Origin of the sequence: Pseudomonas sp. HMWF006 (genome assembly GCF_003061205.1) — a bacterium.
Classification (GTDB): Bacteria; Pseudomonadota; Gammaproteobacteria; order Pseudomonadales; family Pseudomonadaceae; genus Aquipseudomonas; species Aquipseudomonas monsensis.
Genome location: NZ_QAIU01000250.1, coordinates 1 through 16286 on the forward strand (window position 1 = coordinate 1; position 16286 = coordinate 16286).

Consider the following 16286-nt stretch of genomic DNA (forward strand, 5'->3'; position numbering starts at 1 on the left):
GGCCACCGCGTACCAACAACTGGCGCAGGTCATGGGCGCGCCGTTGCCGACGTTGACCAAGGTGCAGGCACCCACGCAAAGCATGCCGGCCGTTCCACCACCGACAAAATTGCTCGAACGTCTGAACGAGACCGCCGAATTGCGTCTGGCCACGTTGCAGATTGATCAGCGCGAAGCGTCGCTGGGCCTGGAAAAGTCCCAGCGCATTCCCGACCTCACCGTGAGTATCGGCAGCCAGTACAGCGAAACCGAGCGCGAGCGGGTCAACGTGGTCGGGCTGTCGATGCCGATTCCGTTGTTCAACCGCAATCAGGGCAACGTGCTCGCCGCTGCTCGCCGAACCGATCAGGCGCGGGATCTGCGCAACGCCACCGAGCTGCGATTGCGCACCGAAGTCCAGACCAGCCTCGAGCAATGGCAGACCGCCAACGGCGAAGTCAAAGCCTTCAATCAGACCATCCTGCCCGCAGCGCAAAGTGCGGTGGACAGCGCCACCCGTGGTTTCGAAATGGGCAAGTTCGGCTTCCTCGATGTGCTCGACGCCCAACGCACGTTGATCGCTGCGCGCAGCCAATACATCCAGGCCGTCAGCGAGGCGACCGACGCCCGCGTGCGCCTCGAACGGATCTTCGGCGACCTCAGTGTCAGCCCTTGAATTTGACTTTTCACATCACTGCGCGCAGGCACGGCGCAGAGGAGTTTGTATGGATAAAAAACTGATGGTGGTCGCGGTGGCGACCCTGGCGCTGGGCATTGGCATCGGCTCGATGTGGGCGGGCAATGCACCGCTCGAGGCTCACGCCGATGAGGCGACAGAACATGCGGATCACGCCGAAGAAAACGCGGCAGCCGAAGGCGAGCATGACGAAGAGGGGCATATCGAATTGAGCGCCGAGCAGATCACCTCGGCGGGCATTCAACTGGCCGAGGCGCAGGCGCAGAGCTTCAGCCTCGGCCTGTCGTTCCCCGGTGAAGTGCGTTTCGACGAGGATCGCACCGCCCACGTTGTGCCGCGAGTGCCGGGAGTGGTCGAGTCGGTGGTGGTCAACCTCGGGCAACCGGTGAAAAAAGGTCAGTTACTGGCGGTGATTGCCAGCCAGCAGATCTCCGATCAGCGCAGCGAACAGGCGGCTGCGCAACGCCGTCTGGCCTTGGCGCGGACAACCTACGAGCGCGAGAAAAAACTCTGGCAGGACAAGATCTCCGCCGAACAGGATTTCTTACAGGCTCGCCAGGCACTGCAAGAAGCGGAAATCGCCATGAACAACGCCCGACAGAAAATCAGTGTGCTCAGCGGCAGCGTGGTCGCCAGCGGCGGCAATCGCTACGAACTGCGCGCACCGTTCGACGGCGTGGTGGTGGAAAAACACCTGACACCCGGCGAGGTGGTCGATGAAAGCACGGCTGCTTTCACCCTGTCCGACTTGTCCCGTGTATGGGTCACGTTCGGTGTTTCACCCAAGGACTTGACCAAGGTGCAGGTGGGCAAACCGGTGACCGTCAGCGCGCCTGAACTGAAAGCCGAAGTGACTGGCAACGTGGCTTACGTCGGCAGTCTGCTCGGTGAACAGACCCGCACCGCGACCGTTCGCGTGACGCTGGAAAACCCGCAGGGCTCATGGCGCCCGGGGCTGTTCGTCAGCGCACGGGTGGCCACCGACAGCCGCGAAGTGAAAGTCGCTGTGCCGGAGACCGCGATCCAGACCGTCGAGGACAAACCCACGGTGTTCGTCCGAACCGATGATGGCTTCAAGGCGCAAGCGGTGGAGCTGGGCGGCCGTGCAGCCGGCCACGTCGAAATCATTCAGGGGCTGGAACCGGGCGCGCAAGTCGCCAGCGCCGGCAGCTTCGTCCTCAAGTCGGAGCTGGGCAAAGCCTCGGCCGAGCACAGCCATTAATTCTGGAAGGTCCTCATGTTCGAACGCCTGATCCAGTTTGCCATCGAGCAGCGCATCATTGTGCTGCTCGCCGTTCTGCTTATGGCCGGCCTCGGCATCGCCAGTTATCAAAAGCTGCCGATCGACGCCGTGCCCGACATCACCAACGTTCAGGTACAGATCAACACCGGCGCCGCCGGGTTTTCGCCGCTGGAAACCGAACAGCGCATCACCTTCCCGATTGAAACCGCCATGGCCGGTCTGCCGGCACTCGAACAGACCCGTTCGCTGTCGCGTTCGGGGCTGTCGCAAGTGACGGTGATCTTCAAGGACGGCACTGACCTGTTCTTCGCCCGTCAATTGGTCAACGAGCGTTTGCAGATCGCCAGGGAGCAATTGCCTGAAGGCGCAGAGGCGGTGATGGGGCCGATCTCTACCGGGCTCGGCGAGATTTTTCTGTGGACGGTTGAGGCGAAGGAGGGCGCGCTCAAGGACGACGGCACCGCGTACACGCCGACCGATCTGCGGGTGATTCAGGACTGGATCATCAAGCCGCAACTGCGCAACGTGCCGGGTGTCGCCGAGATCAACACCATCGGTGGTTTCGCCAAGGAGTATCAGATCGCGCCGGACCCGAAACGCCTCGCCGCGTACAAGCTGACCCTCACCGATCTGGTCACCGCGCTGGAGCGCAACAACGCCAATGTCGGCGCCGGTTATATCGAGCGCAGCGGCGAACAGTTGCTGATCCGCGCACCGGGGCAAGTGGCGAGCACCGAGGACATCGCCAACATCGTCATGGCCAACGTCGACGGCACGCCGATCCGGGTGAAGAACGTCGCCAGCGTCGAAATCGGCCGTGAATTGCGCAGCGGCGCGGCCACCGAAAACGGTCGGGAAGTGGTGCTGGGCACCGTGTTCATGCTGATCGGCGAGAACAGCCGTACCGTGTCGCAAGCGGTCGCGAGCAAGCTCGAACAGATCAATAAATCCCTGCCCCAAGGCGTGATTGCCGTGCCGGTTTACGACCGCACGCACCTGGTCGACAAAGCCATTGCCACGGTGAAGAAAAACCTCGTTGAAGGCGCGGTCCTGGTCATTGCGATTCTGTTCCTGTTCCTCGGCAATATCCGTGCGGCGCTGATTACCGCGATGGTGATTCCGCTGTCGATGCTGTTCACCTTCACCGGCATGTTCAGCAACAAGGTCAGTGCCAACCTGATGAGCCTCGGCGCGCTGGATTTCGGGATTATTGTCGACGGCGCGGTGGTGATCGTCGAAAACACCCTGCGCCGCTTGGCCCATGCGCAGCAGCATCACGGCCGCTTGCTGAGCCGTGCCGAGCGTTTCAGGGAAGTTTTTGCCGCAGCGAAAGAGGCGCGGCGGCCGCTGATTTTCGGCCAGTTGATCATCATGGTGGTGTACCTGCCGATCTTCGCCCTGAGCGGCGTCGAAGGGAAAATGTTCCACCCGATGGCGTTCACCGTGGTCATCGCGTTGCTCGGTGCCATGTTGCTTTCCGTGACCTTCGTGCCGGCGGCGATTGCGCTGTTCGTCACCGGCAAGGTCAAGGAAGAAGAGGGCGCGGTGATGCGTGGCGCGCGCCGGGTGTATGCGCCGGCGCTGGCGTGGGTGATGAGTCATCGGGCAATCGCAGTGGGCGCGGCGTTGGCCGTGATCGTGCTCAGCGGCGTGCTCACCAGTCGCATGGGCAGCGAGTTTGTGCCGAGCCTCAGCGAAGGCGATTTTGCCCTGCAAGCGTTGCGCGTGCCGGGCACCAGCCTGACGCAGTCGGTGGACATGCAGCAGCGGCTGGAGACCTTGATTCTGGCGAAAGTGCCGGAAGTCGAACGCGTCTTTGCCCGCACCGGCACCGCCGAAATCGCTTCCGACCCTATGCCACCGAACATCTCCGACAGTTACGTGATGCTCAAACCCATAGACCAATGGCCAGACCCGAAAAAGCCCCGTGAAACCCTGATGGCTGAACTGCAAGCCGCTGCCGCGACGTTGCCGGGCAGCAACTACGAACTGTCGCAGCCGATCCAGTTGCGCTTCAACGAACTGATCTCCGGCGTGCGCAGCGATGTCGCGGTCAAGGTGTTCGGCGATGACATGGATGTACTCAACGCCACGGCGGCGAGGATTGCGGCAGCGATGCAGAAGGTCAGCGGCGCGTCTGAAGTGAAGGTCGAGCAGACCACCGGGTTGCCGGTGTTGACCATTAACATCGACCGCGACAAGGCGGCGCGTTATGGCCTCAACGTTGGCGATGTGCAGGACACCATCGCCGTCGCAGTGGGCGGGCGTCAGGCCGGCACCTTGTACGAGGGCGATCGGCGTTTCGACATGGTGGTGCGCTTGTCCGATGCCATGCGCAAGGACATCGACGGCCTGGCGGCGTTGCTGATTCCGGTGCCGGCGCTGAGCGGTGCGGCGAATCAGATCGGTTTTATCGCGCTGAAGGACGTCGCCAGCCTCGACCTGGTGCTCGGGCCGAATCAGGTCAGCCGCGAAAACGGCAAGCGTCTGGTGATCGTCAGCGCCAACGTGCGCGGGCGCGATATCGGTTCGTTTGTCAGCGAGGCCGGTGAGGTGATCGAGCGCGATGTGCAGGTCCCGGCCGGTTACTGGACCCGTTGGGGCGGGCAATTCGAGCAACTGCAATCGGCGGCCAGGCGCTTGCAGATTGTGGTGCCGGTAGCGTTGCTGCTGGTGTTCGGGTTGCTGTTCATGATGTTCAACAATCTCAAGGACGGCTTGCTGGTGTTTACCGGGATTCCGTTTGCCTTGACCGGCGGCGTCATGGCGCTGTGGTTGCGCGATATTCCGTTGTCGATTTCGGCTGGCGTGGGGTTTATCGCATTGTCCGGGGTGGCGGTGCTCAACGGGTTGGTGATGATCGCGTTCATTCGCAATTTGCGTGAAGAGGGAAGGTCGCTGGCGGAGGCGATTAATGTCGGCACGCTGACGCGTTTGCGGCCGGTGTTGATGACGGCGCTGGTGGCGTCGCTGGGCTTTATTCCGATGGCACTTGCGACAGGCACCGGCGCGGAAGTGCAGCGGCCGTTGGCGACGGTGGTGATTGGCGGGATTCTGTCTTCGACGATCCTCACGTTGCTGATCTTGCCTGCGCTGTACCAGATCGCCCATCGCCGGGATGAGGACCCGATCCCCACTGGGCCGTGATCTTTTGTAGGGGTGAACCTGCTCGCGATATCGGTCTATCAGCCGGATTTACATCGGCTGACCCACCGCCATCGCGAGCAGGCTCACTCCTGCAGGTTTTGTATACGTACATGACGAATCTGTAATTCCCCCGCCACCGTCACGAAAGGTGCGCCTTGTTACCTTGATCCCGTCAGCTACTTAAACGAGGAATCAACGATGAAATTCGCCCGACTGAGCACCTTCGCAGCCGCCCTGATGCTGTCGTCCCTGGCCTTGGCCGAAGGCGGTGGTGACCGTACTTTCGACCGCATGATGAGCGCCAATGACCGTGCCGTAGAGCTGTTCGCCGCCAAGGAACAGGCTCGCGACCCGGTCGTCGTCAACGAGAAGAAAGACGACCAGAGCAAAAAACTGTAAGCACCGCGCACTGGAACAAGCCCGTTGTCGCGTGTCGATGCCGGGCTTTTATAGGGAGGAGTAAACATGCAGTTGATCAAATGGATGACCGTCGCCGGCATCATGGCCATGTCTGCGAATGTGCTGGCCGAAGGCGGTGGTGATCGCACCTTCGAGCGCGCGTTCAGCGCCAATGCCAAAGCCATGCAGCAATACGCGGCCGCGCGCGGCAAGGCGGCGCCAGTGGTCAAGGAATATGAATATGGGATGAAGCTCGACGTGGTGAACATCGTCAGCGTGGTGAAGCCGCAACCCGCTTGCTCGGTGGTCCCGACCGCCATGACCTACGAGGATTCCAAGGGGCAGCTCAATACGCTCAGATACAGTGTGGCAGGCGCGTGCCGCAACCGCGGCGGCTAACCAACAGCCAACCTCTGAACTGCCGAAGGCTGCGATCTTTTGAGCTTGATCTTAAAAATCAAAATCAAAAGATCGCAGCCTTCGGCAGCTCCCGCACGGGGGATTTTCAGTCTCACGATCGGTATGTCGATTCGTGATGTTCATCAGCGCGCACCGCTGCCACTCGGACTATTTGGCCGGCAATCGCGCGACGTCGACTTCGGCGGGTTCTGGCGCGGCTTCCTGGTTCAACTTGCGGCGGGCGATCTCGGCGCCGCGCAGACGCAGTGGCGTTTCGATGAAGCGATAATTGAGTTCGCTCAGCACCAATAGCAACCCCACCGATGTCAGCAGCAACTCCAGCGTAAAGCGCCCATCCAGCGGTACATCCTGACTGGCGGCGACACGCGTCCAGATCTCGGTACTCAGGTGATTGGCGAACACGTGGATCACATAGAGGCCATAGGACCGCGAACCGAGCCACTGCATGAAGCCGCGCAGGACGGCCGGGCAGTAGATGTAGCCTTTCTGGTAGCTGGCCAGCCAGACTATCAGCACCGCGACGATCGCGATCAAACCGACGGCAATCGGCATCGCGATCAGCTGAGTGGCGATCGCGCCCAGCATGTAGAGCAGAAACAGCGTGCACAGCAACGGTTTGAGCATTCCCTGACCCAGCCCGACCGGTTCTATCTGTTGATAGAGACGGGTACGGGTAAACAGGCACAGGAGAATGCCCCAGAGCATGGCGTCCAGGCGGAAGGACGAGAGCATGCTGCTGGCGGGGTTGCCGAAGGGATTGCGGTCCAGACCGAACTGCAAGGCAATGAGTGCGAACAGTGCGATGACCCGCCAGCGTGGGGCCGTGATGAACAGCAGGAAAAACGGGAATACGAAGTAGAACTGCTCTTCGAGCGCCAGGCTCCAGTATTGAGGGCTTGGGCCCAGCAGGCTGTTGTATTGATTCGCCAGGTTACCGCTGAAAGTCGCAACGGCGGTGAAACTGCGCAGATTGTCGAACCACGAACCGAAGATGTTCGACTGGTTGAACGCAATGGAAAAGATCAGCGGGATCAGTATCCAGAGCCAGGCCGTCGGCAATAGACGGTAGGCACGGCGCAGCCAGAAACACGCCGCTGCCAGGCCGAACTGGCCTTGTGCGCGGTGTTTGTCGAAATAGTCCAGATAGGCCTTGCTGACCACGAAGCCGGAAATACAGAAGAACAGATCGACGCCGGTCCAGGGCATGAAGATCGAGAAAATCCGTAGCAGCACATCAACATGGAACGGCAGCAACATGTTGACATGACTCAGGAGGGTCATGGCGACAGCAGCCCCTCGCAAGTATTCGATTTCCAGGTTTTTACGGCTACTCATCGATCCCTCGTTATTCTTGTTGGTCTGCGCAGGCGAAGATGGCAGGTCGCCGACGGTCCGGTCAAGAAAACGATAACTTTTTGCGAAGCAAAAAAGGCGCCCCGAAGGACGCCAAAGGATTCACCTCTTACCAAAGGAGCAAGGAGCTTCTAAAGGTGAATTTGCATCAACCGAGCAGTCAGAGAATGGCCAGCGGGTATTCGACAATCACCCGTACTTCATCCAGGTCGGACTCGAACGCCGTGGCGCGGGTGGTGGCCTGGCGCAAGCGCAGCGACAGGTCTTTCAGTGAACCGCTCTGCACCACGTATTTGACTTCGATATTGCGCTCCCAGCGCTTCTGGTCGGTCAGCGGATTGCCCTCGGCGTCGCGGCGCATATACACGGCATTGGCGTTGCTGTAATCGGCATCGGTGCCGCGCGCATATCGGGTCATGAACGACAGACCGGGCACGCCGTAAGTGCTCATGTCGAGGTCATAACGCACCATCCACGAACGTTCTTGCGGCGAGTTGAAGTCGCTGTACTGAATGGAGTTGTCGAGAAAGATCGAGTCGGACTGGCGCAGGTAATCGAAGTCGTCATTACCGTTGTTGCGCTGGTGGGAGAGGGCGACGGAGTGGGCGCCGAGCTTCATACCGACCCGGCCGCTCCAGATGTTGTTGTCGAACTCGCCAAGCAGTTGTTTGCCTTCGTCGACCGCCTTGTAATAGTTCAGGCCGCCGAACAGCGAGAGGTCGTCAGACAGGGGATAGGTCCATGCGGTGCCGGCGTAGTATTGATTCCAGGCATCCTTGAGGCGACTGGAGTACAGACTGAAACTGAGGTTCTTGTTCAGCACGTAGTCGCCACCGCCGTAAGCGATCCACGGCGAATTGACCGGGCCGCCGTAGAAGGTGGCGAAGTTTTCGCGCAGGTCGCTGGACACCGGTTGGCTCATCGCATGCAAACGCCCGCCCTGAATCGACAGCCCCGCAATGCTGGTGTTGGTCGCCGTCACCCCGCGAAAGCTTTCCGGCAGCAGGCGCGAGTCACCGGCCGCCACCATCGGGTTGGCCGGGAACACATCACCGACCTTGACCACTGTATCGAACGCCCGCACTTTGGCAGCGCCACCGATTTTGCTGTATTCGTCCCGTGCCTGGCCGTCTCGGTTGACCGGCAACACGTCGAATGAACTGCGCCCACCGTTGCGCCCGTCGCCGGTGTCGAGTTTCAAACCGATCATGGCAAACGCATCGACCCCGACCCCGACCCCGACGGTGCCTTGGGTGAAACCGGATTCGAACTTGCTGATCACCGCATGCGCCCAGGCTTCGGAATAACCATTGCCGGTAGGGCTGGACTGGCCGTTACGGTGATCACGATTGAAGTAGAGGTTACGGTTGAGCACCGTCAGGCTGCTGCCTTCGACAAAGCCTTCGGGCTTGTCCTCTGCAAACACCAGGGACGGCCCTGAACCGACCACCACCGCTAAAGCGGCCAACGATATTTTTGTAGGGTTAACCATCAAACACTCCTTGGGTTCGGCAGAACGGGAACGTGCGTCGGCGTGGGTTTTATTGTTCGACGGGCAAGGGCCCGTCGGCATGGGTCGCCGGGTGACATCGTTGCAAGCTGCGGATAACGCCAAGGTGATAGGGGAATTACAATTTGGTCATGTGGACGGGGTGGAAATACTGTGTCAGGTCAGGGCTGCGAGTTGTTCGATCGTTTGTGGGAAACGTTCGACCAGACGGATCAGGGTGGTGGCCTGAGCATTGGGTGTCGCTCGTCCTTGTTCCCAGTTTTCCAGCGTTCGCGTGTTGGTGCGCAGATACATTGCGAATACTGACCGGGACAGATTCAGTTGCTGACGGATGGCGACGACTTCATCCGCAGTGATCGGCATCAGTTTTGGCAACTGAACCTTGTGGGTACGCAAGGTGATTTTGCCTTGGCGTTCATCGGCCAGTGCTTCCAGTCCATCCATCAGTTCGGAAAAAATGTCACGTTTCATAGTGGGTTCTCGCGTTGAGTTCTTTATCCAGTGTCTTTCTGAAAAGTTTTTTCTGGGCAGGCGTCAAATCGTCCTGCTCGTTTTTGCTGTAGACGGTAAAGAGCCAGAACTGATCGAAGCCTGACCACCAGTAATAAATCACTCGTAATCCGCTACGTTTACCTTTCCCTCTTCGTTGGTCGCTAAAGCGAATTTTACGAAGCCCGCCTGTGTCCTCGATGAGATCGCCCGCTTCCGGATTTTTCAGCAACTCCAGTTGCAAGCTGCGAAACAGATCGTCATCCAGATAGTCGTCTCGGTGCTTCTGAAACACAGGCAATTCGATAAATAGAGCATCCATGTTCTGTACGTTACCTGCGTATAGTGTTGTCTCGATAATCGAATCGGTCAAGGCCTCCTGGCCTTGCTTTTCGTCCCTTTTTTAACGGTAGACGCCGGTCGTAAAAACACCTGTAGGACGAATCGCCGCGTGTGGTGAGAACGTTCGATGGATCTATGAAGAAGCTTCGCAACTGGCGTGTCAGAACAATCGCGCAGCAGTGTCCAGCGCCGAATGGCGATAGCGGCGGGGTGTCAGGTTATGAAGAGGTTGAGTGTGCCGACGCCTTCGCGGGCAAGCCACGCTCCCACAGTCATCCGGGAAGACACAGAATCTGACAACGACGCACAACCTGGAGCGAGCCTGCTCGCGATAGCAGATTGTCAGGCAATGAAGATGTTGAATGTCCCAACACCTTCGCGAGCCGGCTCACTCCCACAGTGGTTTTCAGGTGTGCCCGAATGTTGTGAACGGCACACAAACCTGTGCGAGCCGGACTTGCCCGCGATGAGGCCAACGGAAGTGCTCGAGGTGATAAATCCCGCAAAAACAAAAACGGCACCCGAAGGTGCCGTTTCCGTTTTGTAGCCCGCCAGGCAATCAGCCCGCCAGACCCGCCTGCTGAACCAGAGTCAGCAATGGCTGCGGGTACACACCCAGGAAGAACGCAACCAGGGCGATGGCCAGCAGCATCACGCCGCCTGCCTTCTGTTCCCAGTGCAATTGGGCGTCGTGGCGACGCAGGTTTGGCTCGATCAGGTACAGGGTGACCATCACGCGCAGGTAGTAGAACACGCCGATGGCGCTGCCCAGAACCAGCGAGCCGACCAGCCACCATTGGTGCGATTCAACACCGGTAGCGATGATGTAGAACTTGCCGATGAAGCCCGCGGTCAGCGGGATACCGGCCAGGGACAGCATCATCACCGTCAGAACGGCGGTCAGGTACGGACGGCGCCAGAACAGGCCGCGGTATTCGTACAGAGCGTCTGCGTCACGGCCGTTGTACGGCGAGGACATCAGGGTGATCACGCCGAAGGCGCCGAGGCTGGTGATCACGTAGGTGACCAGGTAGACGCCAATGGCTTCCACCGCCAGACCCTTGCTCGCCACCAGAGCGATCAGCAGGTAGCCGAAGTGCGCGATGGACGAGTAACCGAGCAGACGCTTGAGGTTGCTCTGGGTCAGGGCCAGCAGGTTACCGAACAGGATCGAGGCAATCGCGATCACGGTCAGCACGTCGCTCAGCACGCCGCTGCTGGCAGCAGGGGAGATCTGGAACAGACGCACCATCACCGCGAACACCGCAACCTTCGAAGCGGTCGCGAGGAACGCCGCCACCGGTGCCGGAGCACCTTCGTAGACGTCCGGCGTCCACAGGTGGAACGGCACCAGCGACAGCTTGAACGCCAGACCGATCAGCATCATGCCCAGGCCCAGTTGTGCCAGCGAGCTCGGCAGGCCAGTTGCAGCCAGCGCCTGACCGATGCCAACGAAGCTCAGCGAACCCGAGTCGGCGTACAGCAGAGCCATACCGAACAACAGGAACGCGGAACCGGCGGCCGACAGCACCATGTACTTGATGCCGGCTTCCAGCGAACGCTTGTTGAAGAAGGCGTAAGCCACCAGACCGTAAACCGGTACCGAGAGCAGTTCCAGACCGATGAACAACCCGGCCAGGTGCTGCGCGCTGACCAGAACCAGGCCACCGGCGGCGGCCATCAGGATCAGCAGGTACAGTTCTTCACGGTTGCCCGGGTAACCCGAACCGCCATCGCCCAAATAGGCGTGGGCGAGGGTGACGCAGGCGAGGGTGGCGACCAGGATCAGCGCCATGTACAGGCAGGCGAAGGTGTCGATCTGCAGCAATGGGGTCACGGCCAGAGGCGCGACTTTCAGGGCTGGCAGGATCGACAGCAGGGCCAGGTTCAGACCGGCGACCGAGATCAGGAAGGTCTGCGAGTGGTTGCGGCGCCAGGCGATTGCCAGCATCACCACGATAATGGTGAGGCTGGTGATCAACAGTGGCGCAAGCGCAATAAAGTGTTGAATCGTGAATTCCATAGCGCTCTTACCGGGCCGAAGCGAGTTGAGTGAAGGCGGTGCCGAGCCACTGCTGCACGCCATGCATCGTGGCGGCAGACGTGTCGAGGAACGGTTGCGGGTAAACGCCGAGGTAAACCAGCAGTACCGCAAGGCCCAGCACCATGATCAGTTCGCGAGCGTCCATGCCGTGCAGGATCGAATCCGATTTCGACGGACCGAAGTAGGCACGGTGGATCATGATCAGCGAGTAGACCGAACCGAACACCAGACCGGAAGTGGCAATCGCAGTGATCCAAGGCCAACTGGCGAAAGAGCCGATCAGGATCAGGAACTCACCGACAAAGTTACCGGTACCCGGCAGACCCAACGAAGCGGCTGCAAAGAACAGGCTGATCGCCGGCAGGTAAGCGATACGCGACCACAGACCGCCCATCTCACGCATGTCACGAGTGTGCAGACGCTCGTACAACTGACCGCTGAGGATAAACAGTGCTGCCGCCGACACACCGTGCGCCAGCATCTGGATCACTGCACCTTGCAGGGCCAGTTGGCTGCCGGAGTAGATGCCGATCAACACGAAGCCCATGTGGGACACGGAAGAGAAGGCGATCAGACGCTTGATGTCGGTTTGTGCGAAAGCGAGGAACGCACCGTAGAAGATCCCGATCAGACCGAGGGTCATGGCGATCGGCGCAAACTCGGCCGACGCATTCGGGAACAGCGGCAGGGCGAAACGCAGCAGACCGTAGGCCGCGGTTTTCAGCAGGATACCGGCGAGGTCGACGGAACCGGCAGTCGGCGCCTGGGCGTGGGCATCAGGCAACCACGAGTGGAACGGTACGACGGGCAGCTTGACCGCGAAGGCGATGAAGAAGCCGAGCATCAGGATGTACTCGGTGGTCATCGACATCTTGGTTTTCAACAGATCGGCGTAGTTGAAGGTAATCACGCCGGTGTTGTTGAAGTTGACCAGCACCAGACCGAGGATCGCCACCAGCATGATCAGGCCGGAAGCCTGAGTGAAGATGAAGAACTTGGTCGCTGCGTAGATCCGGGTTTTCTTGCCGTCCGAAGAACTGTGACCCCAGAGCGCGATGAGGAAGTACATCGGCACCAGCATCATTTCCCAGAAGAAGAAGAACATGAACAGGTCGAGGGCGAGGAACACGCCGACCACGCCGCCCAGGATCCACATCAGGTTCAGGTGGAAGAAGCCAACGTGACGTTGAATCTCTTTCCACGAGCAGAGTACCGAGAGGATACCCAGCAGGCCGGTCAGCAGGATCATCAACAGCGACAGGCCGTCGAGGGCCAGGTGCACGTTAATGCCGAAGCGCTGGATCCAGACGTGCTTGAACTCAAGCGCCCAGGTCGGATCGGCGCCAGGCGCCGGAGCAAATGAATAGTCACCGTGGGCCCACAGCCAGAGGCCGAGGGCGAGTTCCAGGGTCATGGTCAACAGCGCAATCCAGCGGGGGAGGGTAGCGCCGAAGCGCTCACCCATCCAGCACAGCAGGCCGCCGATGAAGGGGATCAGGATTAGCCAAGGCAGAATCATGACGGGCTCGTTTCCTTTCGCAAATTCGCAAGGTTCATATCAGACCGCTACCAGCACGATGGCGCCAATGACCAGCACGGCACCAGCAGCCATCGAAGCAGCGTACCAACGCAGTTGACCGGTCTCGGTGCGGCTCAGGGCAGTGTGACCACCCTTGGCCATACGCGGGATCAGACCGATGGTCTGGTCGAGCGGGTCTTTGCGCAGTACGTGGCTGATCGCCAGGTAAGGCTTGACGAACAGTTTGTCGTAGATCCAGTCGAAGCCCCAGGCAGCGAACCACCAGGCCGAAAGGAAACGGCCGATGCCGCTGTTGGCAATCGCCGTCACGAAGCGACGCTTGCCGAGGAACAGCAGGGCCGCCAGCAGGATACCGGCCAGGGCAATGGCGCCCGAGGCGATTTCCAGACTGTGCTTGGCTTCGCCACCAGCATGCCCAACGCTTTCTGGCAGTACGCCGTGCAGCGGTGGCACGATCATGGCGCCGACGAAGGTCGACAGCACGATCAGCACCGACAGTGGCAGCCAGTGCGAGATGCCGTGACCGGCGTGGGCTTCAGTCTTGGCTTCACCGTGGAACGTGATGAAGATCAGGCGGAAGGTGTACAGCGAAGTCATGAATGCGCCGACCAGACCTGCGTAGAGCAGACCGTGGTTGCCGCTGGCGAACGCTTCCCAGAGGATTTCGTCCTTGGAGTAGAAGCCTGCGGTGACCAGTGGCAGAGCGGCCAGCGCAGCACCACCGACGATGAAGCTGGCGTAGGCCAGTGGCAGTTTTTTCCACAGACCGCCCATCTTGAAGATGTTCTGCTCGTGGTGGCAGGCAACGATCACCGCACCGGAAGCAAGGAACAGCAGGGCCTTGAAGAAGGCGTGGGTCATCAGGTGGAAAATCGCGCCATCCCAGGCGCCAACGCCCAGCGCCAGGAACATGTAGCCGATCTGGCTCATGGTCGAGTAGGCGAGGATACGTTTGATGTCAGTCTGTACCAGTGCGGCGAAGCCTGCGAGAACCAGGGTCACACCACCAACGATGCCGACCAGATGCAGGATTTCCGGCGCCAGGGTGAACAGTCCGTGGGTACGGGCGATCAGGTAGACACCGGCGGTCACCATGGTCGCGGCGTGGATCAGTGCCGACACCGGGGTAGGGCCGGCCATTGCGTCCGCGAGCCAGGTTTGCAGTGGCAGTTGCGCCGATTTACCGACCGCACCACCCAGCAGCATCAGGGTTGCCAGAGTGATCCAGAAGTCGCCGACCTGGAATTTCTGCGGTGCCAGCACCAGCAGTTCCTGGATGTTCAGCGTGCCCACTTGCTGGAACAGGATGAACAGGCCGATGGCCATGAACACGTCGCCGATCCGGGTGACGATGAAGGCCTTGAGTGCGGCGTTACCGTTGTTGCGGTTGCTGTAGTAGAAACCGATCAACAGGTACGAGCACAGGCCCACGCCTTCCCAGCCGAAGTACAGGAACAACAGGTTATCGCCGAGCACCAGGAACAGCATGCTGGCGATAAACAGGTTGGTGTACGAGAAGAAGCGCGAGTAACCCGCTTCGCCGCGCATGTACCAGGACGCGAACAGATGGATCAGGAAACCTACGCCCACCACCACGCCGAGCATGGTGATCGACAGGCCGTCGATGTAGAGGGCGAAGTCAGGCTTGAAGCCTTCGACCGCCATCCACTTCCACAGCACCAGCGTGTAGTGACCGCCTTCGGGAGGCGCGACGTTGAATTGCCAGATGACGTAGGCGGCGACAATCGCCGACAAGCCAATGGAACCCACGCCGATCAGCGCCGAGAGGTTTTCCGACCAGCGTCCACGGGAGAACGACAGCAGCAGGAAACCGATCAGAGGGAATACGAAAGTCAGAAAGATTAGGTTCATCCGCGCATCTCACTGGCAGCGTCGATATCGAGCGTGTGGAAGCGGCGATACAGTTGCAGCAGGATCGCCAGGCCAATACTGGCTTCGGCGGCTGCCAGGCTGATCACCAGGATGAACATGATCTGTCCATCCGGTTGCGCCCAGCGGGCGCCCGCAACGATGAAGGCCAGTGCAGAGGCGTTCATCATCACTTCCAGACTCATCAACACGAACAAAATGTTGCGGCGGACCATCAGGCCGACCAGACCAAGGCAGAACAGGATGCCGGCAACGGCCAATCCATGCTCGAGAGGGATAGCAGGCATGTCTTACTCCTTCGCCTCGTTACGGCCCAAATGGAACGCCGTGACGGCTGCGGCGAGCAGCAGCATCGAGGCGAGTTCGACCACCAGCAGGTACGGACCGAACAGGCTGATGCCCACGGCTTTCGCGTCTACGGTGGTGTGGCCGATGGCCTGACCGCTCTGGTGAGCGAACAGCACATACAGCAGTTCGGCCAGCAGCAGGGCGGCGAGAATCACCGGTCCTGCCCAGATGCCGGGCTTGAGCCAGGTGCGTTCCTGCTGAACCGAGGCGGGCCCCAGGTTCAGCATCATCACCACGAACACGAACAGCACCATGATGGCGCCGGCGTAGGCGATCACTTCCAGCACGCCGGCGAATGGTGCGCCGAGTGCGAAGAAAGTCATGGCCACGGCGATCAACGAGATGATCAGGTAGAGCAGGGCGTGCACAGGGTTGGTGTTGGTGACCACTCGTAGCGTGGACACAACAGCGATACCCGATGCGAAATAGAAAGCGAATTCCATCGTTCTTCCTTAAGGCAGCAAGCTCTTCACGTTGATCGGTTCGGCTTCGTTCTGCGCAGAGCCTTTCGGCTTGCCAGCGATTGCCATACCTGCAACACGATAGAAGTTGTAATCAGGGTTTTTGCCGGGGCCGGAGATCAGCAGATCTTCTTTCTCGTACACCAGGTCCTGACGTTTGAACTCGGCCATCTCGAAATCCGGGGTCAGCTGGATTGCGGTGGTCGGACAGGCTTCCTCGCAGAGACCGCAGAAAATGCAGCGCGAGAAGTTGATACGGAAGAAGTCCGGGTACCAGCGACCGTCTTCGGTTTCAGCTTTCTGCAGCGAGATGCAACCTACCGGGCACGCCACGGCGCACAGGTTGCAGGCTACGCAACGTTCTTCGCCATCGGGGTCACGGGTCAGGACGATGCGACCACGGTAGCGTGGTGGCAGGTAGACC

Annotated in this window: 15 protein-coding genes; 5 read left to right on the forward strand and 10 right to left on the reverse strand. The window is 60.0% G+C overall.

The window, feature by feature from the left end:
- The 5 genes from DBR24_RS10155 to DBR24_RS10175 form a co-directional block, all read left to right on the forward strand.
- On the forward strand, positions 1-655 hold a 655-nt coding region (locus DBR24_RS10155), incomplete at its 5' end, for a TolC family protein (protein ID WP_146189012.1).
- Between the two features lie 49 nt (positions 656-704).
- On the forward strand, positions 705-1898 hold the full coding sequence (locus DBR24_RS10160; protein ID WP_128614664.1) for an efflux RND transporter periplasmic adaptor subunit: 1194 nt from the start codon (positions 705-707) through the stop codon (positions 1896-1898).
- 15 nt (positions 1899-1913) lie between these two features.
- Positions 1914-5066, forward strand: coding sequence for a CusA/CzcA family heavy metal efflux RND transporter (locus DBR24_RS10165; protein ID WP_128614665.1), 3153 nt, complete (start codon positions 1914-1916; stop codon positions 5064-5066).
- Between the two features lie 198 nt (positions 5067-5264).
- A complete protein-coding gene (locus DBR24_RS10170) occupies positions 5265-5465 on the forward strand; it encodes a co-regulatory protein PtrA N-terminal domain-containing protein (protein ID WP_123462449.1) in 201 nt (66 codons plus the stop codon).
- A 66-nt stretch (positions 5466-5531) separates the two neighbouring features.
- Positions 5532-5864, forward strand: a complete 333-nt coding sequence (locus tag DBR24_RS10175; protein ID WP_123462451.1) for a DUF2790 domain-containing protein — start codon at positions 5532-5534, stop codon at positions 5862-5864.
- 168 nt (positions 5865-6032) lie between these two features.
- Here the strand turns inward: DBR24_RS10175 and DBR24_RS10180 are convergent, their stop codons facing one another.
- The 10 genes from DBR24_RS10180 to nuoI all read right to left on the reverse strand — a co-directional run.
- The gene (locus tag DBR24_RS10180; RefSeq protein WP_128614666.1) at positions 6033-7220 is read right to left on the reverse strand and encodes an acyltransferase; all 1188 of its coding nucleotides are present in this window, start codon (positions 7218-7220) and stop codon (positions 6033-6035) included.
- A gap of 178 nt (positions 7221-7398) precedes the next feature.
- A complete protein-coding gene (locus tag DBR24_RS10185; protein ID WP_128614667.1) occupies positions 7399-8730 on the reverse strand; it encodes an OprD family porin in 1332 nt (443 codons plus the stop codon).
- A gap of 174 nt (positions 8731-8904) precedes the next feature.
- Entirely contained in the window at positions 8905-9219 is a 315-nt protein-coding gene (locus DBR24_RS10190; protein ID WP_123462457.1) for a DNA-binding transcriptional regulator, read from the reverse strand.
- Positions 9209-9559 carry a toxin gene (locus DBR24_RS10195; RefSeq protein ID WP_128614670.1) on the reverse strand — a complete coding sequence of 117 codons (351 nt, stop codon included), beginning with the start codon at positions 9557-9559 and terminating at the stop codon, positions 9209-9211. Before DBR24_RS10195 ends, DBR24_RS10190 begins: the two co-directional genes overlap by 11 nt.
- A gap of 579 nt (positions 9560-10138) precedes the next feature.
- Positions 10139-11602 carry an NADH-quinone oxidoreductase subunit NuoN gene (gene nuoN / locus DBR24_RS10205; RefSeq protein WP_007920173.1) on the reverse strand — a complete coding sequence of 488 codons (1464 nt, stop codon included), beginning with the start codon at positions 11600-11602 and terminating at the stop codon, positions 10139-10141.
- 7 nt (positions 11603-11609) lie between these two features.
- Positions 11610-13142 (reverse strand): NADH-quinone oxidoreductase subunit M, encoded by a 1533-nt coding sequence (gene nuoM, locus DBR24_RS10210; RefSeq protein WP_016986254.1) that lies wholly within the window; start codon positions 13140-13142, stop codon positions 11610-11612.
- A 39-nt stretch (positions 13143-13181) separates the two neighbouring features.
- Positions 13182-15035, reverse strand: a complete 1854-nt coding sequence (gene nuoL / locus DBR24_RS10215) for an NADH-quinone oxidoreductase subunit L (RefSeq protein WP_123376613.1) — start codon at positions 15033-15035, stop codon at positions 13182-13184.
- On the reverse strand, positions 15032-15340 hold the full coding sequence (gene nuoK / locus DBR24_RS10220; protein WP_003180046.1) for an NADH-quinone oxidoreductase subunit NuoK: 309 nt from the start codon (positions 15338-15340) through the stop codon (positions 15032-15034). Before nuoK ends, nuoL begins: the two co-directional genes overlap by 4 nt.
- Positions 15341-15343: 3 nt before the next feature.
- A complete protein-coding gene (gene nuoJ, locus DBR24_RS10225; RefSeq protein ID WP_007951462.1) occupies positions 15344-15844 on the reverse strand; it encodes an NADH-quinone oxidoreductase subunit J in 501 nt (166 codons plus the stop codon).
- 9 nt (positions 15845-15853) lie between these two features.
- Positions 15854-16286: NADH-quinone oxidoreductase subunit NuoI (gene nuoI, locus DBR24_RS10230; protein ID WP_128614669.1), on the reverse strand; the 433-nt coding region annotated here is incomplete at its 5' end.

Excerpts from the sequence above, each read along its gene's own strand:
- DBR24_RS10180 (WP_128614666.1), bottom strand. The coding sequence starts at position 7,220 with ATGAGTAGCCGTAAAAACCTGGAAATCGAATACTTGCGAGGGGCTGCT.
- DBR24_RS10195 (WP_128614670.1), bottom strand. The coding sequence starts at position 9,559 with ATGGATGCTCTATTTATCGAATTGCCTGTGTTTCAGAAGCACCGAGAC.
- DBR24_RS10160 (WP_128614664.1), top strand. The coding sequence starts at position 705 with ATGGATAAAAAACTGATGGTGGTCGCGGTGGCGACCCTGGCGCTGGGC.
- DBR24_RS10170 (WP_123462449.1), top strand. The coding sequence starts at position 5,265 with ATGAAATTCGCCCGACTGAGCACCTTCGCAGCCGCCCTGATGCTGTCG.
- DBR24_RS10185 (WP_128614667.1), bottom strand. The coding sequence starts at position 8,730 with ATGGTTAACCCTACAAAAATATCGTTGGCCGCTTTAGCGGTGGTGGTC.
- DBR24_RS10190 (WP_123462457.1), bottom strand. The coding sequence starts at position 9,219 with ATGAAACGTGACATTTTTTCCGAACTGATGGATGGACTGGAAGCACTG.
- nuoL (WP_123376613.1), bottom strand. The coding sequence starts at position 15,035 with ATGAACCTAATCTTTCTGACTTTCGTATTCCCTCTGATCGGTTTCCTG.
- DBR24_RS10175 (WP_123462451.1), top strand. The coding sequence starts at position 5,532 with ATGCAGTTGATCAAATGGATGACCGTCGCCGGCATCATGGCCATGTCT.
- nuoM (WP_016986254.1), bottom strand. The coding sequence starts at position 13,142 with ATGATTCTGCCTTGGCTAATCCTGATCCCCTTCATCGGCGGCCTGCTG.
- nuoJ (WP_007951462.1), bottom strand. The coding sequence starts at position 15,844 with ATGGAATTCGCTTTCTATTTCGCATCGGGTATCGCTGTTGTGTCCACG.
- nuoN (WP_007920173.1), bottom strand. The coding sequence starts at position 11,602 with ATGGAATTCACGATTCAACACTTTATTGCGCTTGCGCCACTGTTGATC.
- nuoK (WP_003180046.1), bottom strand. The coding sequence starts at position 15,340 with ATGCCTGCTATCCCTCTCGAGCATGGATTGGCCGTTGCCGGCATCCTG.
- DBR24_RS10165 (WP_128614665.1), top strand. The coding sequence starts at position 1,914 with ATGTTCGAACGCCTGATCCAGTTTGCCATCGAGCAGCGCATCATTGTG.